This window comes from Pseudomonas sp. SG20052, from assembly GCF_031766055.1.
GTDB classification, from domain to species: Bacteria; Pseudomonadota; Gammaproteobacteria; order Pseudomonadales; family Pseudomonadaceae; genus Aquipseudomonas; species Aquipseudomonas mandelii.
Genome location: NZ_CP134498.1, coordinates 1,993,817 through 2,017,046 on the forward strand (window position 1 = coordinate 1,993,817; position 23,230 = coordinate 2,017,046).

Genomic DNA, 23,230 nt, shown 5'->3' on the forward strand with positions numbered 1-23,230 from the left:
GAGGCTTGCCCGCGAAGCTTTTAGAGGGCCCACCCCGGTTTACGTTTTTGCACGAAGGCCATCGTCCCCTCGACCCCTTCAGCCCCGGTCACCGCTTCGCTGAACCACCCGGCCGCTTCATCCAGCAACGCGTCCGAAGGCTGCCCCGCACTCGCCAACAACAGTTTTTTGGTCGTGGCATTCGCCCCCGGCGCGCAGCACAACACATGGGCCAGAATTTCATCGAGGCGTTCGGCCAAGGCTTGCGCGTCATGCTCGACGAAATGCACCAAGCCCATGCGCCGTGCCTGGGTGCCATCGAAGCGTGCGGCCGTCAGTGCCAGTCGACGTGCCTGGGTCAAACCGATGCGCTGCACCACAAACGGCGCGATCTGCGCGGGCAACAGACCGAGACTGGTTTCCGGCAGACCGAACTGCGCCAGGTGATCGGCCAGCGCGACATCGCTGACGCAGGCCAGTCCCAATCCACCGCCAAGCACCGCGCCTTGCAGCACCGTGATGACCACTTGCGGCGCGTGTTGCACCTCTTGCAGCAGCGCGCCGAACGCTCGGTTCAAATCGCGATAGGCGTCCGGGCCTTGAGCCCGGGCATTGGCCATGTCCTTGATGTCGCCGCCAGCACAAAAATGCCCGCCGGCACCGCCGATCACCAGCGCACGAACGGCTCGATCGTCACGCACCGCGGCGAGCACCGCACGCAGTTCGGCAACCATCTGCAAGCTCATGGCGTTGCGGCTTTCCGGGCGGTTGAGGGTGATGTGCAGCACGCCGTTATGGGATTCGAGCAGCAAGGTCTGGCAAACCGGCAGGGCGCTCATTTCTTTTTCCCCGGCAGGATGCCCATCAGTTTGCAGATGATGCCCAGCATGATTTCGTCGGCCCCGCCGCCGATCGACACCAGCCGCACGTCACGGTAAGCGCGGGCCACCGGGTTGTCCCACATGAAGCCCATGCCCCCCCAATATTGCAGGCAGCTGTCGCTGACTTCGCGACCCAGGCGCCCGGCCTTGAGTTTGGCCATCGACGCCAGGCGCGTGACGTCCTGGCCTTTGATGTACTGCTCGGTGGCCTGATAGACCAGCGCTCGCAAGCATTCGATTTCGGTTTGCAGTTCGGCCAGGCGAAAGTGAATGACCTGATTGTCGATCAGCGCGCTGCCGAAGGTCTTGCGCTCCTTGCAGTACTCGATGGTGCTGTCGACGCAGTATTCCAGGCCCTTGATCATGTTCGCCGCGCCGAACAGGCGTTCTTCCTGGAATTGCAGCATCTGCATCATGAAGCCCGCGCCTTCATGGCCGATGCGGTTGCGCTGCGGCACGCGCACGTTGTCGAAAAACACCTGGGCGGTTTCCGAACTGCGCATGCCGAGCTTGTCCAGGTGCGAACTGAGGCTGATGCCCGGGGTGTTCATCGGCACCATGATCAGCGATTTGTTGACGTGCGGTTTGTCGTCGGAGGTGTTGGCGAGCAGGCAGATGAAGTCGGCGCTCGGCGAGTTGGTGATCCACATTTTGCTGCCGTTGATCACGTAGTCGTCGCCGTCCTTGCGGGCGCTGGTTTTCAATCCGGCGACGTCGGAACCGGCACCGACTTCGGAGACGCCAATGCAACCGACCTGTTCACCGGTAATCGCGGGACGGAGGAATTCTTCGCGCAACTCATCGGAGCCGAAGCGGGCGAGGGCGGGCGTGCACATGTCGGTCTGCACGCCAATGGACATCGGAATCCCGCCACAATGAATCGTGCCGAACTCTTCGGCCGCCACGATCGAATAGCTGTAGTCGAGTCCCATCCCACCGAATTTTTCCGGTTTGGAAATCCCCAGCAAGCCGAGGTCGCCGGCCTTGCGGAAAATCTCGTGGATGGGAAAGCGCCCGGCCTTTTCCCATTCTTCGACGTGGGGATTGATCTCGTGATCGACGAATTGGCGGACCGTGCGACGCAGTGCTTCGTGTTCCTGGGTGAAGATCATTTTTATTGTTCTCCTGTGATCCGCGATCAGAATCTCGCGACGCCAAAACTGTTGGTTTGCAGTGGCCGCACTTCGGCCTCATGACAGATGTCCAGCAAGTAACCGAGCAAGGTCCGGGTATCCCGCGGGTCGATCAGCCCGTCGTCCCACAGGTTGGCGCTGCCATACAGCGCGGTGGACTGGCTGTCGAGTTTCTGCGCGGTCACCTGTTCCAGCATGTCGAGCATTTTGGGGTCCGGCACCAGGCCGTCCTTGAGTTGTTTGGCCTCGGTGACGATGCGCAGCACCTTGCCGGCCTGGGCACCACCCATGACGGCGGTGCGGCTGTTGGGCCAGGCGAAGATGAAACGCGGGTCGAGGCCGCGGCCGCACATCGCGTAGTTGCCGGCGCCGTAGGAGCCGCCGACGACGATGGTCAGTTTAGGCACCCGGGCGTTGGCCACCGCTTGAATCATCTTCGCGCCGTGCTTGATCACGCCTTGCTGTTCCGACTCGGTGCCGACCATGAACCCGGTGGTGTTGTGGAAAAACAGCAGCGGCGTCCGGCTCTGGTCACACAGCTGAATGAATTGCGCCGCCTTGCTCGCCCCCTTGGGCGTGATCGGGCCGTTGTTGCCGATGAATCCGCAGGCGCGGCCCTGAATGTGCAAATGGCCGCAGAGGGTCTGCTGATCGAACTCACCCTTGAACTCGAGGAAGCTCGAACCGTCGGCAATCCGCGCGATGATTTCGCGCACGTCATAGGGCTTTTTCGGATCGTCGGGAATCAGCCCGAGCAACTCGTCGATCGGGTAGAGCGGGTCTTCCCAATACCGGGCGGGCGCTACCGGCAGCCGTGAATTCCACGACAGCAGACTGACAATCTCGCGCACCTGGCGCACGCCATCGGCATCGTTCTCGGCCAGGTATTCGGCGGTGCCGGCGGTTTGTGCGTGCATCTCGGCGCCGCCCAGTTCTTCATCGGTGGCGACTTCTCCGGTGGCGGCCTTGAGCAGCGGCGGGCCGGCCAGAAACAGCTTCGCCTTGCCGCGCACCACCACCACATAATCCGAGAGCCCCGGCTGATAAGCTCCGCCCGCTGTGGCCGAGCCGTGGACCACGGTAATCTGCGGCAGCCCCATGGCCGACATCCGCGCCTGATTGGCAAAGCTGCGCGCGCCTTCGACGAAAATCTCCGCCGCGTAATTGAGATTGGCGCCGCCGCTCTCGGCGAGGGTGATCACCGGCAGTTTGTTTTCCATGGCGATCTGTTGCAGGCGCAGGGACTTTTTCAGACCGCTGGGGGAAATGGTCCCGCCCTTGATCGCACTGTTATTCGCCACCACCAGCACCCGCACGCCGGACACGTAGCCGATCCCGGCGATCAAGCCGCCGCCGGCCGAGCTGCCGTCCTTGTCGTCGTGCAGTTTGTAGCCGGCCAGGCTCGCCAGTTCGAGGAACGGCGCGCCAGGGTCGAGCAGCAGATTGAGGCGTTCACGGGGCAGCAACTGGCCGCGTTTGTCGAATTTGGGCTTGGCTTCGGCCGCCTTGTTCAGCAGGTTTTGTTCGAGCTGGCGGACCTGCTCGATGCCGACCAGCATGGCCGTGCGGTTCTGGGCGAACTGTTCGCTGAACGGGTCTACCTGGGACTGGATCACCGGCATGGTTTATTCCTTGTCCTTGAGCACATCAGGAAGGTAGGCGCGGTGAAAACCGTTGTACGACTCACTGTTCGTCGCCTTGTGAATCGGCCACGCCCGACCACCGAGACTCGCGGCGCCGTCGATGCGCAACGTGCTGCCGCTGATGAACGCGGCGGCCGGGCTGAGCAGGAAAACAATCGCCGCGCTGACTTCGGATTCCGTGCCGATGCGCTTGAGCGGCACATGCTCGCGCAAGGTTGGAATCACCGCTTTGAACGCACCTTCGTAGGTGTCCATACCGCTCGATGCCACCCAACCCGGCGCCACCGCGTTGACCCGCACCCCGGCATAACCCCATTCGAAGGCGGCAGTCTTGGTGAGGTTGTCCATGCCCGAGCGCGCCGCGCCCGAGTGGCCCATGCCGGGCATGCCGCCCCACATGTCGGCGAGCATGTTGACGATGGCGCCGCCGTGTTTGCTCATGGATTGGTTGAACACTTCCCGGGCCATCAGGAAACCGCCCACCAGGTTGGTGCGCATCACGGTTTCGAAACCCTTCTGATTGATCGAGGCCAGCGGCGACGGGTATTGGCCACCGGCATTGTTGACCAATCCGTGGATCGGGCCGTGCTGGCGGATCAACTCGCTGACCAGATGCCTGACCGCTTCTTCTTCACGAATGTCGCAGGTGGCCCAGTCCGCCTTGCCGCCGTCTTCGGCAATCTCGGCGGCGACGTTTTTCAACTTGTCGGCCTTGCGCCCGACCAGCAGCACATGGGCGCCAAGTGCCGCCAGCTCATGGGCGGTGCACCGGCCGATGCCGCTGCCGCCACCGGTGACGATGATGGTTTGGCCTGCAAACAAACCGGCTTTGAAAATCGAATCGTAGGCCATGGCGACCGTCCTCTAGTTGACCTGGTCGGCGATGCCCTGGGGCACCGGAATCTGGATGTCCAGCAACTGCTGGGCGAAGGCTTTGCCTTGCGGATCGATTCGCAGGCTGGCCACGCCACCGCCGCCGAGGGCGTTCTCCAGGAGAAAATTGAAACTGTGGGTGCCGGGCAAATACCAACGCTCGACACGTCCGTGGATCGGGTCAAGGACATGGCTCATCCAGTCGACCATCACCTCGGGCGTCAGGGCTTCGGCGATCCATGGCAGATACTCGGCTTCCCGGGCCATGACGCCGATGTTGCTGTGATTACCCTTGTCGCCGGAGCGCGCGACGGCGAGTTTGATCAGGGCCACGCTGGCATCGGCGCGGCCTGTGGGTTGCGGCGGGTCGAACGGAACGGGCAAGTCATCCGGGTCGAGCACATCGACGGCGGGCAGGGCGCACGGGTGGCGTTGGCCCTGCAGATCAATTTCCAGCGTGCAGGCGGTTTTGTCGATGAGGAACGAGAACAGCCGGATCAGCGGATACACCGTCGGCCGTCCACCGACAATTCCGGTCAGTCCCGGCGCCATGCCGGTGGCAGCCTGGGCGATTTCCCGGGAGAACACGATCAGTGCCTGTTTGTTCGGATGGCGCACCGCGAGTTTGATCACCACTTCGCGGCTGTCCTGGCGTTGGCCGTGGGCACCGTAAGTGGCCTCGCTGCCCAGGAGTTCGATGTTCACTTCACTGTAGGGCGCCCAGCCGCGCTGGCTGAAGATCTCCGAGGTCTTGTTGATGATCGCCTGGCCGACCCGTTCGGCCTTGGCCACGGCATCGATCCCGGCGATCAGGCAACTGGCGGTGCAGCGGAAACCGTCCGGGTAGGTCGCGCTGACCTTGTATTGATCGGTAGGCGGCAAGCCTTTGGCGCCATGCACCTGAACTGCGTTTTTACCTTGTTGCACAAGTTTGACCTGGGTGAAATCGCAGACCACGTCAGGCAGCAGGTAGGCCTGGGGGTTGCCGATTTCATAGAGCATTTGTTCGCCGACGGTCAACGGCGTGACCAGGCCGCCTGAGCCCTCGGGTTTGCTGACGATGAACTGGCTGTCGGCGCTGACTTCGACGATGGGGAAGCCAATGTGTTCGTAATCGGGCACATCGCGCCAATCGGTGAAATTGCCGCCGGTGCACTGGGCGCCACATTCGATGATGTGCCCGGCCAATGCGGCCTGGGCCAGTTTGTCGTAGTCATGCCAGGACCAGCCGAATTCATGGACCAGCGCGGCACTGACGACCGCGCTGTCGACGACGCGTCCGGTAATGACGATGTCGGCACCCAATCGAAGGGCTTCGACAATGCCCGGTGCGCCGAGGTAGGCGTTGGTCGAGACGCACATCGGCGGCAAGGGCGCGCCGCTGAACATTTCATGCAGGCCACGGCTGCTCAGCTGTTTGAACTGCGGTTGCAGGTCGTCGCCCAGCAACACGGCGATTTTCAGTGCCACCCCGGCCTTGTCACATGCCGCTTGCAAGGCAGCGGCGCAGGCCTGTGGATTGACCCCGCCGGCATTGCTGATGACGCGGATGTGTTGTTCGGCGAGTTGCCCAAGCAGTGGGCTGAGGACTTCGATGAAGTCGCCCGCATAGCCCGCCTGCGGATCTTTCATCCGTGCGCCGGCCATGATCGACATCGTGATTTCTGCCAAATAGTCGAAGACCAGATAGTCCAGACGCCCACCGTGCACCAGTTGCGCAGCAGCGGTTGAGGTATCGCCCCAGAACGCGCTGGCGCATCCGATGCGAATCGTTTCTGGCGCAGTCCTTTCCATAACCACCTCCGATAGAAGTGCATCGAGACTACCAAGCAAGCGCTTGGTTTGTAAACGACTGAAATATCTTCTGCCCGAGCGCTTGCTTGGTTGTCGTCGCCAGCTTAAATTGCCCGCGCAACCCCGCTGTTTTAGCGGCGGGCGGCGCATTTGATTGATCGACTGTAGGAGAGAATGGGTGGACGAGCAAAAAGCCCTGGGGGTCATGCGCGAATTGGTCGACAGCGGCCAATTGACCGACCCCGACAGCGCCCGCGGCAAACTGCTGCAAGTGGCGGCTCACCTGTTCCGTAACAAAGGGTATGAACGCACCACGGTGCGCGATCTGGCTGGCGCCGTGGGCATTCAGTCGGGCAGCATTTTTCATCACTTCAAAAGCAAGGACGAGATCCTGCGCGCGGTGATGGAAGAGACCATCCGCTACAACACGGCGTTGATGCACGCCGCCCTGGCCGAGGCCGGCAATGTACGCGAGCGGGTGCTGGCGCTGATTCGCTGCGAATTGCAGTCGATCATGGGCGGCAGCGGCGAGGCCATGGCGGTGTTGGTGTACGAATGGCGTTCGCTGTCCGAAGACGGTCAGGCGCAGGTGCTGGCGCTGCGCGATATTTACGAAGCGCTTTGGCTGCAGGTGTTGGGTGAAGCCAAGGACGCCGGTTTTATCCGCGGCGATGTGTTCATCACGCGTCGTTTTCTGACGGGGGCGTTGTCCTGGACCACCACCTGGTTTCGTGCCGGCGGCAGCATGAGCCTCGATCAATTGGCCGATGAAGCATTGATTCTTGTGCTCGAAGAGAAGTAATAAGGTGTCATGAGCCAGCAGGAAACTGGCTAAGTGGCCGAAACCGCCTAGCTTGAATGCATTGATGGGTATTTTTTGGGGAGTGGGTTGTTTTGATGTCTTCGCCAATTAGGACGGCCACGCGGCTTTTGCTGGCGTCGCTCGCGGCGGTTTGGGTATTGCCGTCCCAGGCTGCACAACTGGTGCGTGTCGGTGCCGCACATTTCCCGCCTTATACCGTGCGCCCGGAATCCGGTGCCGACACTGGCCTGCTGCCGCAATTGGTAGAAGCCTTGAATCAATCGCAGAGCGACTATCAGTTCGTCCTGGTGCCGACTTCGATTCCTCGGCGATTCGGAGATTTCAAGCAAGGTCGGGTCGACATGGCCATTTTCGAGAACCCGGACTGGGGCTGGAAGGACATTCCCCACGTCAGCGTCGACATGGGGCTTGAAGACGCCGAGATTTTCGTCGCGCAACGTGAGCCCGAGCGCCAGCAAAGTTATTTTACCGACCTCACCGGCAAGCGTCTGGCGCTGTTCAGCGGCTATCACTACGAGTTCGCCAACTTCAATGCCGACCCGAAATTCCTCGCGCAGAACTACGACGCCACGCTGACCTATTCCCATGACAGCAACCTGCTGATGGTGCTGCGCGGGAGGGCAGACATTGCCTTGGTGACGCGTTCCTACCTGAGCGATTACCTGCTGCGCAACGAGCTCGTGGCCGATCAGCTGCTGGTGTCGCAGCGCGTCGATCAGGTGTATCACCACTACGCGATCCTGCGTCCGTCCGCGCCCATCAGCGGCGAGGCGTTCGGCAAGTTGCTGCAAGGGTTGCGGGACAATGGGCAGATGCTGAAGATTTTCGATCCATACAAGATTGCAGTGGTGGCGGTGCCCAAGCCCTGAATGACACCGCAGGTCGCGCCAATTCGCGACTTCACTTAAATTTCCTGCCCCGGCTCACGTCACAGGGTTGAACTGTCGACGATTATCGTGAGCCCGACCCATGCCCCATCTGAATGACCTGACTGCCCTGGCCTTGCCCAACGGAAGCCGTCTTGTAGCTGATGAAACCCAAAGTCGCCTGCACCTCAGCCTGGAAGGGCAGCCGCTGATCGAGCTGCGCCTGACGCGCGAGCCCGATGTGCAGGTGCAGGTCGAAAAGCGTTTCGACACGCCTGAAAGTCAGGCGCTCTGGGCCACCTGCTATTGGCTGTTTGCCCGTGATCCGGCGTGCCAGCACCTGACGTTTCAACTGCAGCAATCGCCTGCCGACGCCTTGGCGAGCGGTTTGCTGATTCCCACCGACACCGCCGGCCAATACCGTTGCGAACGCACGCTGTTCTGGCAGTTGCCCCAGCCGTGGCTCAGCCAGGCGCAGGCCGACACTTATCCGCAGCAAATGGTCATCAGTGGCGGCAAGCGTCATCCGCTGCGCCCGCTAAAACCACGCGGTGAAGTCTATCGGCGCTTCGATGCGCGGCTCGGTGGCTGGATTTCCCTGCGCACGCTGGATATCGATCTGGACCTGGGGCGTTTCAATCGCTGGCAGAACAGCCCGCGGGTCGCGAGTTTCTGGCAGGAGGAGGGCAGCCTCGAGCAGCACCGCGAGTACCTGAGCAAACTCGAAGCCGATCCTCACACCCTGACCCTGATCGGTTGTTTCGATGATCAGCCGTTTGCCTATTTCGAAGCCTACTGGGCCAAGGAAGATCGCATCGCGCCGTTCTATGACACCGGCGATTACGACCGTGGTATCCACATGCTGGTGGGTGAAGAAAATCACCGTGGCCCGCACAAGGTGGCGAGCTGGTTATCGGCGTTGACGCACTACCTGTTTCTCGACGATCCGCGCACCCAGCGAGTCGTCGCCGAGCCTCGCGCCGACAACGGGAAGATGATCAAGTACATGCAGGACCAGGGTTACCACTGTGAGAAGGAGTTCGACTTTCCGCACAAGCGCGCGGCGTTGATGATGCTGGGGCGGGAGCGGTTTTTTGCTCGGTGCAAGTTGGCGTGATGCTTATGGCTCAAGGTCTGCACTGACCTTGAGTGCCCCATCGCGAGCAGGCTCGCTCCCACATTGAATCTCCAGTGAACACACAATCGGTGAACACCAAAGATCCAATGTAGGAGTGAGCCTGCTCGCGATCGGGGTCACCGCAAATTGGAGCTTTTAGCGACGGGCAAAGGTATCCACACGATTGCCCGAGACCTTGCGGCAGTGCACCAGCGCATCGCGAATCATGAAGTTCACCAGTGTCGGCGAGACGCCGAGTTCCTTGGCGATGTCCTTTTGCGGCACGCCGTGCAGGCGGTACATCTCGAAGGCGTAACGGGTACGGCTGGGCAGCTCCGTCAGCGCATCGGCGATGTTTTCCAGGGTCGAGAAATTGATGTGCGAGGTTTCCGGCGAAGCGCCCTGAATCACCACGTTCAGACCTTCCTCTTCCGGCCCGGAGTATTTCTGCTCCAGCGCCTGCTTGCGATAGTGGTCGATCGCCAGGTTGCGCACGATCTGGAACAGATAACTGAGCTGAGCCTTGAAGGATGACGTGATCTGCGGCGCCGATTGCAGCCGGAAAAACGCATCCTGGACCACGTCTTCAGCACGCGACCGGCAACCGGTAATCCGCGCTGCAATCTTGACCAGAATCAGTCGGTTGTCGACAAAGGCCTGAAGTAGCGGTGAATCGCACCTGCTTGTGGATACTTGTTCCGTCATGGAAATCACCTTGCTGCCAATAGGTTGGTGGGGCGGCGGGGGGTGGCCGTCCTACACATCGAGCGACAAATTATGCTGAATGATAATGATTGTCAATTGAGAAAGAGAACTAATGCTCCTCAGTGGTGCAGAGTGAGAACTGCGACACGCTGTCGCACTCGCGTGCAGCACTTGGTTCCGTTGACGATCGACCCTGCCGACTAATTATTTCAAGACGTCATCCGTTCTCATTGGTGAAAGGTGCCGGGTAAATCCCGGCCAAAACCGCACTCCCAATGCCTTGCGCAGTCGGCGAAGACCGCGTCCTGCATGCCCTTTAGTGGGCGTGACGTAAGAAAACCGATTCCATTTGCAAGCCGAATTCAGGCAGGAAACCTCATGACCGACGCGTTCGAACTCCCAAGCAATCTGGTCCAAGCCCTCCAGCGCCGAGCGGCCCTGACGCCGGATCGGGTGGCCTTGCGTTTTCTTGCCGAAACCCCGGAGCAGGCCGTGGTCCTCAGTTATCGCGAGCTGGATCAGCGGGCGCGAACCATTGCCGGTGCGTTGCAGGCCGAGGCTGAGTTCGGCGATCGCGCCGTGCTGTTGTTTCCGAGCGGCCCGGATTACGTCGCGGCGTTTTTTGGTTGCCTGTACGCCGGAGTGATCGCGGTGCCGGCTTATCCGCCGGAGTCGGCTAAACGTCATCACCAGGAACGTTTGCTGTCGATCATCAACGATGCCGAGCCGCGCCTGCTGCTGACCAGCGCCGGCCTGCGTGACGCCTTGCAGCAGATTGAAGGTGCGCCGCCGCTGCTGTGCGTCGACACCCTCGACGGTGCCTTGGCCGCCAGCTGGGTCGCGCCGAACCTGGCCGGTGACCACATCGCCTTTCTGCAATACACCTCCGGTTCCACCGCGTTGCCCAAAGGCGTGCAAGTCAGCCACGGCAACCTGGTGGCCAATGAACTGCTGATCCGTCATGGCTTCGGTATCGATCTGAACCCGGATGACGTGATCGTCAGCTGGCTGCCGCTGTACCACGACATGGGCCTGATCGGCGGTCTGTTGCAGCCGGTTTTCAGCGGTGTGCCGTGTGTGTTGATGTCGCCGGCGTATTTCCTCGGCCGGCCGTTGCGCTGGCTGGAAGCGATCAGCGAATACGGCGGCACCATCAGCGGCGGCCCGGATTTCGCCTATCGCCTGTGCAGCGAGCGCGTCAGTGAGTCGGCGCTGGAACGCCTCGACCTGAGCGGCTGGCGCGTCGCGTATTCCGGCTCCGAACCGATTCGTCTCGACACCCTCAATCGTTTCGGCGAAAAGTTCGCGGTGTGCGGTTTCACCACTGACAGTTTCATGGCGTCCTACGGGTTGGCCGAAGCCACCTTGTTTGTCGCCGGAACCCCGCGCGGTCAGGGCATCGGCAACCTGCGCGTGGACGATCAAGCCCTGGCCCAAAACCGCGCAGAGCCTGGCGAGGGCAGCGCGATCATGAGTTGCGGCATCAGCCAGCCGGATCACGCGGTGTTGATTGTCGACCCGGTCGCGCTCAACGAACTCGCCGACAACGCCGTCGGCGAAGTGTGGGCTGCCGGGCCTAGCATCGCCCATGGCTACTGGCGCAACCCCGAGGCCAGCGCCAAGACCTTCGTCCAGCACAACGACCGGACCTGGCTGCGCACCGGCGACCTGGGTTTCATGCGTGACGGTGAACTGTTCATCACCGGGCGCCTGAAAGACATGCTGATCGTTCGCGGTCACAACCTGTATCCGCAAGACATCGAACAGACCGTCGAACGCGAAGTGGAAGTGGTGCGTAAAGGTCGTGTCGCGGCTTTCGCGGTCACTGTCGATGGCCGGGAAGGCATCGGCATCGCCGCGGAAATCAGCCGCAGCGTGCAGAAGATCCTCCCGCCCGACGCGTTGATCAAAGCCATCCGCCAAGCGGTGGCCGAGGCGTATCAGGAAGCGCCGAGCGTGGTGGTGCTGCTCAATCCGGGCGCATTGCCCAAAACCTCCAGCGGCAAACTGCAACGTTCGGCCTGCCGCAATCGTCTGAAGGACGGCAGTCTCGACAGCTATGCGCTGTTCCCTTCAGCGGACGCTCAGGGCGAATCCGGCACAGCGTCGGGTTCCGAACTGCAAGCCTTGATCGGCCAGATCTGGAGCGAGCAACTGCAGGTCAAACAGGTCAACGCCGACGATCACTTCTTCCTGCTCGGCGGCAATTCCATCGCCGCCACTCAAGTGGTTGCGCGACTGCGTGAAACACTCGGACTGGAGCTGAACCTGCGCCTGCTGTTCGAAGCGCCAACCCTCGGCGCCTTCACTGCCGCTGTCGCTCAGCTGCAACAGGACGGCGGCCTGGCCCAAGGCGTGATTACTCCGCTGTCGCGTCACGAACCGATGCCACAGTCTCTGGCGCAGAACCGCCTCTGGATTACCTGGCAACTCGATCCGCACAGCAGCGCCTACAACATTCCCGGGGCCTTGCGCCTGCGTGGAGAGCTGGACGAAAACGCCTTGCGCGCCAGTTTCCAGCAGCTGATCGAACGTCATGAATCCTTGCGCACACGCTTCTTCGAACGGGACGGCGTGGCGCTCCAGCAGGTCGATGTGGCGGGCGAATTCAACCTGCAATTGATCGACATCAGCGAACTGCCCGCCGAGGAGCGCGAAGCCCGCGCGCTGCACATCCGTGAGGACGAAGCCCGCACCCAATTCGATCTGGAGAAAGGCCCGCTGCTGTGGGTGACGCTGGTGCGCCTCGACGACGATGACCATCAACTGCTGGTGACGATGCATCACATCATTGCCGATGGCTGGTCGCTGAACGTGCTGATCGACGAGTTCTCGCGCCTGTACGCCGCGGCTTCCCAAGGACAAAAGGCCACGCTTCCCGCATTGCCGACCCAATACGCCGATTACGGCAGCTGGCAGCGTCAATGGCTGGCGCAAGGGGAGGGCGAGCGTCAACTCGCCTACTGGAAAACGCAGTTGGGCGAAGAGCATCCAACGCTGAACCTGGCCACCGATCATCCGCGCTCGGCGCAGCACGTTCACAGTGCTGCCCGCCACTCGATAAAGCTCGCCGCGACCCTGAGCGATGCCATTCGCCAGACCGCCCAGGCGCATGAGTCGACGCCGTTCATGCTGTTGCTCGCCGCCTTCCAGAGCCTGTTGCACCGCTACAGCGGCCAGCGCGACATCCGCATCGGCGTGCCGAATGCCAACCGCCCGCGCCTGGAAACCCAAGGGCTGATCGGCTTCTTCATCAACACCCAGGTGCTGCGTGCCGACGTGGATTCGCGCCTGCCATTCGTTGAGCTGCTGGCGCAAACCCGCCAGGCCGCGCTGGGGGCGCAAGCGCATCAGGATCTGCCGTTCGAACAACTGCTCGAAGCGTTCCCGCAAGCGCGCGAACAAGGCTTGTTCCGGGTGATGTTCAACCACCAGCAACGGGACTTGAACGCGCTGCGCCGCTTGCCGGGATTGCTCGCCGAAGAACTGCCGTGGCACAGCCGCGAAGCCAAGTTCGACCTTCAACTGCACAGCGAAGAAGACCAGAAGGGTCGCTTGAGCCTGTCCTTCGACTACGCCAGCGAGCTGTTCGACGCGACGACCATCGAGCGCCTGGCCGAGCATTTCAGCCACCTGCTGCGAGCCATTTGCGAGCAACCGTCCACCGCCATCGGCGACCTGCCACTGCTGAGCGCAAGCGAACACGACCAACAATCGTCCTGGAGCGCCGCGCCGTGCACACCGGCCAGCCAATGGTTGCCGGAACGGCTCAACGAGCAAGCGCGCCAGACCCCGGAACGCACCGCGCTGATCTGGGACGGCGGCAGCCTCGATTTCGCCGAACTGCACACCCAGGCCAACCGCCTGGCCCATTACCTGCGCGACAAAGGCGTCGGCCCGGACGTCTGCGTGGCCATCGCCGCCGAGCGTTCGCCGCAGTTGCTGATCGGCCTGCTGGCGATCATCAAGGCTGGTGGTGCCTACGTGCCGCTGGACCCGGATTACCCGGCCGAGCGCCTGGCCTACATGCTCAGCGACAGCGGCGTGGAGTTGCTGCTGACCCAGACCCAATTGCTCGAACGCCTGCCGGCCACCGATGGCGTCAGCTTCATCGCCATGGATGCGCTGCATCTGGAGAACTGGCCAAGCCAGGCGCCGGGCCTGCACCTTCACGGCGACAACCTCGCCTACGTGATTTACACCTCCGGTTCCACCGGTCAACCCAAGGGCGTCGGCAACACCCACGCGGCGCTCGCCGAGCGCCTGCAATGGATGCAGAACACCTACGGTTTGAACGACACCGACGTGCTGATGCAAAAAGCCCCGATCAGTTTCGACGTGTCGGTGTGGGAGTGCTTCTGGCCGCTGATCACCGGCGCCCGCTTGCTGATTGCCGGCCCCGGCGAGCACCGCGATCCGCATCGCATCGCGCAGCTGGTTCAGCAATACGGCGTGACCACGCTGCACTTCGTGCCGCCACTGCTTTCGTTGTTCATCGACGAGCCGCTGACCGCCGAATGCACCAGCCTGCGCCGGGTCTTCTCCGGTGGCGAAGCCTTACCCGCCGAGCTGCGCAACCGCGTGCTGGAACAACTGCCGGCCGTGCGATTGCACAACCGCTACGGCCCGACCGAAACCGCAATCAACGTCACCCATTGGCACTGCGTCCGCGCCGATGGCGAGCGCTCGCCGATTGGCCGTCCGTTGGGCAACGTGGTGTGCCGCGTGCTCGACAGCGACCTCAACCCGGTGCCGGCCGGGGTGCCGGGTGAGCTGTGCATCAGCGGCATCGGCCTTGCTCGTGGTTATCTGGGCCGTCCGGGGCTGACCGCTGAACGTTTTATCGTCGATCCACTGGGCGTGCAGGGCGCGCGTCTGTACCGCACCGGCGACCGTGCGCGCTGGACGGCGGATGGGGTGATCGAATACCTCGGTCGCCTCGATCAGCAGGTCAAACTGCGCGGCTTCCGTGTCGAGCCCGAAGAAATCGAAGCGCGCTTGCTGGCCCAGGAAGGCGTCGCCCAAGCCGTGGTGCTGGTGCGCGAAACGGCCGCCGGTGGCCAATTGATCGGTTACTACACCGCCACCGATTCCATTGAACAGGTTGATGTTCAAACCGCACGCCTGACAGCCGCACTGGCGGCTGAGCTGCCGGAATACATGGTCCCGGCCCAGCTGATGCGCCTGGACGAAATGCCCCTGAGCCCGAGCGGCAAACTCGACCGTCGTGCCTTGCCCGAACCGCAATGGCAAGTGCGCGAACACGTCGAGCCGGTCACAGCGCTTGAGCAGCAAATCGCCGGCATCTGGCGCGAAGTGCTCGGCCTTGCGCAGATTAGCCTGCGTGACGATTTCTTCGCCCTCGGCGGTCATTCGTTGCTGGCCACGCAAATCATTTCCCGCACCCGTCAGGCCTGCGACGTTGAGTTGCCGCTGCGGGCACTGTTCGAAAACAGTGAGCTGGGCGCGTTTGCCGAACAGGTGCAACTGATCCAGGCCAGCGGCAAGACCAACCAGCAACCGCCCATCGAGAACGTCGACCGCCGCCAACCGGTGCCGCTCTCTTATTCCCAGCAACGCATGTGGTTTCTCTGGCAAATGGAGCCCGACAGCCCGGCCTATAACGTCGGCGGCATGGCACGGTTGCGCGGTGTACTCGATGTCGGGGGTTTCGAAGCAGCTTTGCAAGCGCTGATCATACGTCACGAAACCCTGCGCACCACGTTCCCGAGCATCGACGGCGTGGCCCGCCAACAGGTGCATGCGCAAACCGGCATGCGCATGGACTGGAAGGACTTCTCGGCGCTGGAGGCCGACAGCCGTGAGCAACGGGTGCAGCAACTGGCTGACGACGAGGCACATAAACCGTTCGATCTGGAAACCGGTCCGCTGCTGCGCGCCTGTCTGGTCAAGACCGCCGAGCACGAACACTATCTGGTGCTGACTTTGCACCACATCGTCACCGAAGGCTGGGCGATGGACATCTTTGCCCGGGAACTGAGCGCGCTGTACGAAGCGTTCGTCGATGACCGCGAATCGCCGTTGGCACCGCTGCCAGTGCAGTACCTGGATTACAGCGTCTGGCAGCGCCAGTGGCTGGAATCCGGTGAGCGCCAGCGCCAGCTCGACTACTGGACCGCGCAACTGGGCCGCGAACATCCGCTGCTGGAATTGCCCGCCGACCGTCCACGTCCGCCGGTGCAAAGCCATCAGGGCGAACTGTTCCGTTTCGACCTGAGCGATGACCTCGCCGCACGGGTGCGCGCCTTCAACGCGCAAAACGGCCTGACCCTGTTCATGACCATGACAGCCGCACTGGCCGTGCTGCTTTATCGCTACAGCGGCCAAAACGACCTGCGCATCGGCGCGCCGGTGGCCAACCGGATTCGCCCGGAAAGCGAAGGACTGATCGGGGCGTTCCTCAACACCCAAGTGCTGCGTTGCCAGCTCGACGGGCAGATGTCCGTCGGTGAATTGTTCGAGCAGGTGCGCCACACGGTGATCGAAGGCCAGTCCCATCAGGACTTGCCATTCGATCACTTGGTCGAGGCCTTGCAGCCACCGCGCAGTGCCGCGTACAACCCGCTGTTCCAGGTGATGTGCAACGTGCAACGCTGGGAATTCCAGCAAAGCCGCACCCTGGCCGGCATGACCGTCGAGTACCTGGCCAACGATGCCCGGGCGACCAAGTTCGACCTCAACCTGGAAGTCACCGACCTCGATCATCGACTGGGTTGCTGCCTGACTTACAGCACCGATTTGTTCGATGAACCGCGCATTGCACGCATGGCGGGGCACTGGCGCAATCTGCTGGAAGCGCTGCTGAGCGATCCGCAACAGCGACTCTGCGAGTTGCCGTTGCTCGACGCCACGGAACAGCAAAAGCTGTTGGACAGCCTTGGCGTCGAACCGGGGGAGCATCGCCTCGATCAATGCATCCATCACCTGTTCAGCGAGCAAGCCCTCGCCCGCAAAGACGCACCGGCGTTGACGTTTGCGGGTGAAACCCTGAGCTACGCCGAACTCGACAGCCGCGCCAATCGCCTGGCCTGGATGCTTCGCGAACGCGGTGTCGGCCCGCAGGTTCGCGTCGGCCTGGCGCTTGAGCGTTCGCTGGAAATGGTCGTCGGCCTGCTGGCGATCCTCAAGGCCGGCGGCGCTTATGTGCCGCTGGACCCGGAATACCCGCTCGATCGCCTGCATTACATGATCGAGGACAGCGGCATCGGTTTGCTGCTCAGCGATGCGGCGATGTTCGACGCGCTCGGCGAATTGCCGGCCAGCGTCGGCCGTTGGTGCCTCGAAGAGGACGCCGCCGCGTTGGCCCATTACCCGGCCACCGAACTGCCCTTTATCAGCCTGCCGCAACATCAGGCGTACCTGATTTACACCTCGGGTTCGACCGGCAAACCGAAAGGTGTGGTGGTGTCCCACGGTGAAATCGCCATGCATTGCCAAGCGGTCATTGAGCGCTTCGGCATGCGCCCGGACGATTGCGAACTGCATTTCTATTCGATCAACTTCGACGCTGCGACCGAGCGTTTGCTGGTGCCGTTGTTGAGTGGTGCGCACGTTGTCCTGCGCGCCCAAGGCCAATGGGACGCGGAAGACATCTGCGCGCTCATTCGTCGCCACCACATCAACATCCTCGGTTTCACCCCAAGCTACGGCAGCCAATTGGCGCAGTGGCTGGCGACCCAGGGCGAAACCCTCCCGGTGCGCATGTGCATCACCGGCGGCGAAGCCCTGACCGGTGAACACCTGACGCGAATCCGTGCGGCGTTCAAACCAAGCCTGTTTTTCAACGCCTACGGCCCGACCGAAACCGTGGTCATGCCATTGGCCAGTCTCGCACCCGAACAGCTGGAAGAAGGCTTGGCCAGCGTGCCGATCGGCAGCGTGATCGGCGCGCGGGTCGCCTACATCCTCGATGCCGACCTGGCCTTGGTACCGCAAGGCGCGACCGGTGAGTTGTTCGTCGGTGGCGCCGGTCTGGCGCAGGGTTATCACCAGCGACCGGGCATGACCGCCGAACGGTTTGTGGCGGACCCATTCGCCGCCGATGGCGGACGTCTGTACCGCACCGGCGACCTGGTGCGCCAGCGTGCCGATGGCCTGGTGGAGTATCTGGGGCGCATCGACCATCAAGTGAAGATTCGCGGGTTCCGCATCGAGTTGGGCGAGATCGAAACCCGTCTGCTGGAGCATGAGTCGATCCGCGAAGCCGTGGTCCTGGCCCTCGACGCGCCGAGCGGCAAACAGCTGGTCGGCTATCTGGTGACCGAGGTCGCCGAGCAGGACGAAACGCAACAAGCGGCATTGCGTGAAGCGCTGAAGCATCACCTCAAATCGCAACTGCCGGATTACATGGTGCCGACGCACCTCATCCTGCTGGCCAGCATGCCGCTGACCACCAATGGCAAACTCGACCGCCGCGCCTTGCCAGCGCCGGACCCGGAACTCAACCGTCAACACTACGTGGCGCCAAGCAACGAGCTAGAGCTGACCTTGACCGGCATCTGGTGCGAGGTGCTGAACGTCGAGCAAGTGGGCCTTAACGACAACTTCTTCGAACTGGGCGGCGATTCGATTCTGTCAATCCAGGTGGTCAGCCGTGCGCGGCAGCAGGGCATTCATTTCAGTCCGCGTGACCTGTTCCAGCACCAGACCGTGCAAACCCTGGCCGCCGTGGCCACCCGCACCGAGCAGGTCACCGCCGAGCAAGGCCTGCTCAGCGGTGAGTCGCGTCTGACGCCGATTCAGCACTGGTTCTTCGACACGGACATTCCCGAGCGTCAGCACTGGAACCAGGCATTGCTGCTGGAGCCGACCGTCGCGCTGGAACCCCATCGTCTGGAGCAAGCGCTGCTGGCGGTAATCGAACAGCACGATGCCTTGCGGTTGCGTTTCAGCCAGACCGACACGCAATGGCGCGCCGAGCATCAGGCGATTTCCAACGTGCCGGTGCTGTGGCAAGTGCGAGTTTCGTCCATGGACAAATGCGCCGCGCTGTTCGCCGATGCCCAGCGCAGCCTCGACCTCGAACAGGGGCCGCTGATGCGCGTGTTGCTGGTCGATGGTCCCGAGGGCGTACAACGGCTGTTCATCGCCATTCACCACTTGGTGGTGGACGGCGTTTCGTGGCGGGTGCTGCTCGACGATCTGCAAACCGTTTACCGTCAACTGGACGCCGGGCAGTCGGTCATACTGCCGGCGAAAACCAGCGCCCTCAAGGATTGGTCCGCCCGTTTGCAGGCCTATGCCGGCAGCGAATCCCTGCGTGAAGAACTGAGCTGGTGGCAGTCGCAACTGACCGGGCCGAACGCCGAATTGCCCTGTAATCGTCCTGAGGGCGGGCGGCAGAACCGGCATGCGCAAACCGTCAGCGTGCGCCTCGATGCCGAGCGTACTCGCCAGTTGCTGCAACAGGCGCCGAGTGCCTATCGCACGCACGTCAACGACCTGCTGCTGACCGCGTTGGCTCGGGTGCTGTGCAATTGGAGCGGAGAGGAGTCGGCGCTGATTCAGCTTGAAGGCCACGGCCGCGAAACCCTGTTCGACGAGATCGACCTGACCCGCACCGTCGGCTGGTTCACCAGCGCTTATCCGTTACGCCTTATGCCGGCGAACGGGCAGGGCGCCTCGATCAAGGCGATCAAGGAACAACTGCGTGCCGTGCCGCACAAAGGCCTGGGTTATGGCGTGCTGCGTTATCTGGCCGATGATCTGAGTCGTCAGACCCTGGCCGCGTTGCCGGTGGCGCCGATCACCTTCAACTACCTCGGTCAGTTCGACCAGAGCTTCGGCGCGGACGCCTTGTTCCGTCCGCTGGACGAGCCCGTCGGCGCGGCCCACGATCCTCGCGCGCCGCTGCCCAATGAGCTGTGCGTCGACAGTCAGGTGTATGGCGGTGAGCTGGTGCTGCGCTGGACCTTCAGCGCCGAACGCCACGATCCGCAAGCCATCACCGACCTGGCCAACGCTTATCTTGGCGAACTGCAAAGCCTGATCGAACATTGCCTGCGCGACGATGCGGGAGGCCTGACGCCGTCGGACTTCCCGTTGGCGAAACTGACCCAGCCGCAAATCGACGCGTTGCCAATCCCGGCCGCCGTCATCGAAGACGTCTACCCGCTGACCCCGATGCAGGAAGGCATGCTGCTGCACACCTTGCTGGAACCGGGCACCGGCCTCTACTACATGCAGGATCGCTACCGCATCAACAGCGAACTCGACCCGCAACGTTTCGCCCAGGCCTGGCAAGCGGTGATCGCCCGCCACGAAGCCCTGCGCGCATCGTTCTGCTGGAACGTTGGCGAAGACATGCTGCAAGTGATCCACAAACCCGGCAGCACGCCGATCGAGATCCTCGACTGGACGCACATTGCCGAAGCCGAGCAAGAGCCGAAACTGCAAGCGCTGCTCAAAAGCGAGCGTGAAGCCGGGTTCGATCTGCTCAATCAGGCACCTTTCCACCTGCGCTTGATCAAGGTCGGCGCGGCGCGTTACTGGTTCATTATGAGCAACCACCACATCCTGATTGATGCCTGGTGCCGCTCGCTGCTGATGAACGATTTCTTCGAAATCTACACCGCCCTCGGCGAAGGCCGGGAAGCGCAACTGACCGTGCCCCCGCGCTATCGCGACTACATTGGCTGGCTGCAACGCCAGAGCCTGGCCGAGGCGCGGCAGTGGTGGAAAACCAATCTGCAAGGTTTCGAACGGACCACGCCGATCCCGAGCGATCGGCCGTTCCTGCGTGAGCATGCCGGTGAAAGCGGCGGCATGATCGTCGGTGACCGCTACACAAGGCTTGATGCTCGCGACGGTGCGCGCCTGCGCGAACTGGCGCAGGCGCATCAACTGACCATCAACACCTTTGCGCAAGCGGCGTGGGCCTTGGTGCTACGACGTTTGAGCGGTGATCGTGACGTGCTGTTCGGCGTCACGGTGGCCGGGCGTCCGGTGGACATGCCGCAGATGCAGCGCACCGTCGGGCTGTTCATCAACAGCATTGCGCTGCGGGTGAAAATGCCCGAGGACGATCAGCGTTGCAGTGTGCGCCAGTGGTTGAGTGGTTTGCTCGACAGCAACATGCAACTGCGCGAGTACGAATACCTGCCGCTGGTGAGCATTCAGGAAAACAGCGAACTGCCCAAGGGCCAACCGCTGTTCGACAGCCTGTTCGTGTTCGAAAACGCCCCGGTGGAAGTCTCGGTGCTGGACCGTGCACAGAGCCTCAATGCCACGTCCGATTCGGGCCGCACCCACACCAACTTCCCGCTGACGGCGGTCTGCTATCCGGGGGATGACCTGGGGCTGCACCTGTCTTACGACCAGCGTTATTTCGACGAATCGACCGTCGAGCGCATGCTCGGCGAGTTCAAGCGATTGTTGCTGGCGCTGGTCGAAGGCTTCCATGGCGACATGGCCGATCTGCCGTTGCTGGGCGACGAGGAACAGGATTTCCTGATCCACGGCTGCAACCAGAGCGAGCACGATTACCCGCTGGAACAAAGCTATGTCGCGTTGTTCGAAGCGCAGGTCGCTCGGCATCCGCAGCGGATTGCCGCCAGTTGCCTGGATCAGCAACACAGTTATGTCGAACTGAACCGACGCAGCAACCGCCTCGGTCATGCGTTGATCGCGGCCGGGGTCGGGCTGGATCAACCGGTGGCATTGCTGGCCGAACGTAACCTCGATCTGCTCGGCATGATCATCGGCAGCTTCAAGGCGGGCGCGGGTTATCTGCCGCTGGACCCGGGGCTCCCGAGTCAGCGTCTGAGCCGGATCATCGACCTGAGCCGCACGCCATTGCTGGTCTGCACGCAAACCTGTCGTGAACAGGCGGTCGCGCTGCTGGAGGCGTTCAGTTGCGCCAACCGGCCGAAATTACTGGTCTGGGAAGAGGTGCAGGCGAGCGATGTATCGGTGGCGAATCCGGGTGTTTACAGCGGCCCGGACAACCTCGCCTATGTGATCTACACCTCCGGCTCCACCGGTTTGCCCAAAGGCGTGATGGTCGAACAGCGCGGCATGCTCAACAACCAGTTGAGCAAGGTGCCGTACCTGAATCTCAGCGAGGTTGATGTGATCGCCCAGACCGCTTCGCAAAGCTTCGACATTTCGGTCTGGCAATTCCTCGCCGCACCGCTGTTCGGGGCGCGGGTGGACATTGTGCCGAACACCATCGCCCATGACCCGCAAGGGTTGCTGGCGCATGTGTCGGCCCAGGGCATTACGGTACTGGAAAGCGTACCGTCGCTGATTCAGGGCATGCTCGCCCAGGAACGCATGAGCCTCGACGGCCTGCGCTGGATGCTGCCGACCGGTGAAGCGATGCCGCCGGAACTGGCGCATCAATGGCTGCTGCGCTACCCGGAGATCGGGCTAGTGAATGCCTATGGCCCGGCGGAATGCTCGGACGACGTGGCGTTCTTCCGCGTTGACATGGCCTCGACCCGTGGCAGTTACCTGCCCATCGGTACGCCGACCGACAACAACCGTTTGTACCTGCTCGATGGTGCGCTGGACCTGGTGCCGTTGGGGGCGGTGGGCGAGTTGTGCGTCACCGGCACCGGGGTCGGGCGTGGTTACGTCAGCGACCCGTTGCGCACCGCCCTGGTATTTGTACCGAACCCGTTTGGCGCGCCGGGGGATCGTCTGTATCGCACCGGCGACTTGGCCCGACGTCGCAGTGACGGCGTGCTGGAATACGTTGGGCGTATCGACCATCAAGTGAAGATTCGCGGTTACCGCATCGAACTGGGTGAAATCGAAGCACGCCTGCATGAGCAACCGGAAGTGCGCGAAGCGGCGGTCGGTGTGCAGGAAGGCGTGAACGGCAAGCATCTGGTCGGCTATTTGGTCGCGGCGGATGCTTTGATCAAGCCAACGGAGCGACTCGAACGCATCAAGCAACGCCTGCGTACCGAACTCCCGGAATACATGGTGCCGCTGCACTGGTTGTGGCTGGAGCGGATGCCGCTCAATGCCAACGGCAAACTCGACCGCAAGGCGCTGCCGGCGCTGGAGATCGGCCAGTTGCAGAGCCAGGATTACCAGGCGCCGCGCACCGAGCTGGAGCAGACACTGGCGAATATCTGGGCCGAGGTGCTGAAGGTCGAGAAGGTCGGCGCGCAGGACAACTTCTTCGAACTGGGCGGGCATTCGTTGCTGGCGACGCAGATTGCTTCGCGGGTGCAGAAAGCCTTGCAACGGGATGTGCCGTTGCGGGCGATGTTCGAGTGCAGCACGGTGGCGGAGTTGGCCGAGTACATCAACGGGTTGGCGGCGAGTGACATCACCGAGGAGAAGGTGGATCGCCTCAATGACTTGATGGCGGAGTTGGAGGGGTTTTGATTCTTTAGCGTCTGTGCGGGTCCTTTCGCGGGCAAGCCTCGCTCCTACAGGATT

General features: G+C 62.3%; 10 protein-coding genes. 4 read left to right on the plus strand and 6 right to left on the minus strand.

What is annotated here, in order from left to right:
- Positions 1 to 20: 20 nt before the first annotated feature.
- The 5 genes from RHP74_RS09125 to RHP74_RS09145 are packed head-to-tail and all read right to left on the minus strand — an operon-like array spanning position 21 to position 6,303.
- Positions 21 to 818 (minus strand): enoyl-CoA hydratase/isomerase family protein, encoded by a 798-nt coding sequence (locus tag RHP74_RS09125; protein WP_010461220.1) that lies wholly within the window; start codon positions 816 to 818, stop codon positions 21 to 23.
- Complete coding sequence (atuD, locus tag RHP74_RS09130) at positions 815 to 1,972, minus strand: citronellyl-CoA dehydrogenase (RefSeq protein WP_083374689.1); 1,158 nt, start codon at positions 1,970 to 1,972, stop codon at positions 815 to 817. The genes RHP74_RS09125 and atuD overlap by 4 nt, the downstream gene beginning before the upstream one ends.
- 26 nt (positions 1,973 to 1,998) lie before the next feature.
- Positions 1,999 to 3,615 (minus strand): geranyl-CoA carboxylase subunit beta, encoded by a 1,617-nt coding sequence (atuC, locus tag RHP74_RS09135; protein WP_010461216.1) that lies wholly within the window; start codon positions 3,613 to 3,615, stop codon positions 1,999 to 2,001.
- 3 nt (positions 3,616 to 3,618) lie between these two features.
- Entirely contained in the window at positions 3,619 to 4,488 is an 870-nt protein-coding gene (locus RHP74_RS09140; RefSeq protein WP_077747897.1) for an SDR family oxidoreductase, read from the minus strand.
- A gap of 12 nt (positions 4,489 to 4,500) precedes the next feature.
- Positions 4,501 to 6,303, minus strand: coding sequence for an acyclic terpene utilization AtuA family protein (locus RHP74_RS09145; RefSeq protein WP_010461213.1), 1,803 nt, complete (start codon positions 6,301 to 6,303; stop codon positions 4,501 to 4,503).
- 178 nt (positions 6,304 to 6,481) lie between these two features.
- Here RHP74_RS09145 and RHP74_RS09150 point away from each other — a divergent pair, with 178 nt between their 5' ends.
- From RHP74_RS09150 to RHP74_RS09160, 3 genes are all read left to right on the plus strand, one after another.
- Positions 6,482 to 7,105 (plus strand): TetR/AcrR family transcriptional regulator, encoded by a 624-nt coding sequence (locus RHP74_RS09150; protein ID WP_010461210.1) that lies wholly within the window; start codon positions 6,482 to 6,484, stop codon positions 7,103 to 7,105.
- A gap of 95 nt (positions 7,106 to 7,200) precedes the next feature.
- On the plus strand, positions 7,201 to 7,995 hold the full coding sequence (locus tag RHP74_RS09155; protein ID WP_311099002.1) for a transporter substrate-binding domain-containing protein: 795 nt from the start codon (positions 7,201 to 7,203) through the stop codon (positions 7,993 to 7,995).
- A gap of 100 nt (positions 7,996 to 8,095) precedes the next feature.
- Positions 8,096 to 9,109: a GNAT family N-acetyltransferase gene (locus RHP74_RS09160; RefSeq protein ID WP_311099004.1), complete on the plus strand. Its 1,014-nt coding sequence runs from the start codon at positions 8,096 to 8,098 to the stop codon at positions 9,107 to 9,109.
- A gap of 156 nt (positions 9,110 to 9,265) precedes the next feature.
- Here RHP74_RS09160 and RHP74_RS09165 read toward each other — a convergent pair whose 3' ends face one another.
- Positions 9,266 to 9,814 carry an RNA polymerase factor sigma-70 gene (locus RHP74_RS09165; protein WP_010461205.1) on the minus strand — a complete coding sequence of 183 codons (549 nt, stop codon included), beginning with the start codon at positions 9,812 to 9,814 and terminating at the stop codon, positions 9,266 to 9,268.
- Between the two features lie 378 nt (positions 9,815 to 10,192).
- Between RHP74_RS09165 and RHP74_RS09170 the strand changes: the two genes are divergently transcribed.
- Positions 10,193 to 23,176 (plus strand): non-ribosomal peptide synthetase, encoded by a 12,984-nt coding sequence (locus tag RHP74_RS09170; RefSeq protein ID WP_311099008.1) that lies wholly within the window; start codon positions 10,193 to 10,195, stop codon positions 23,174 to 23,176.
- Positions 23,177 to 23,230 lie beyond the last annotated feature (54 nt).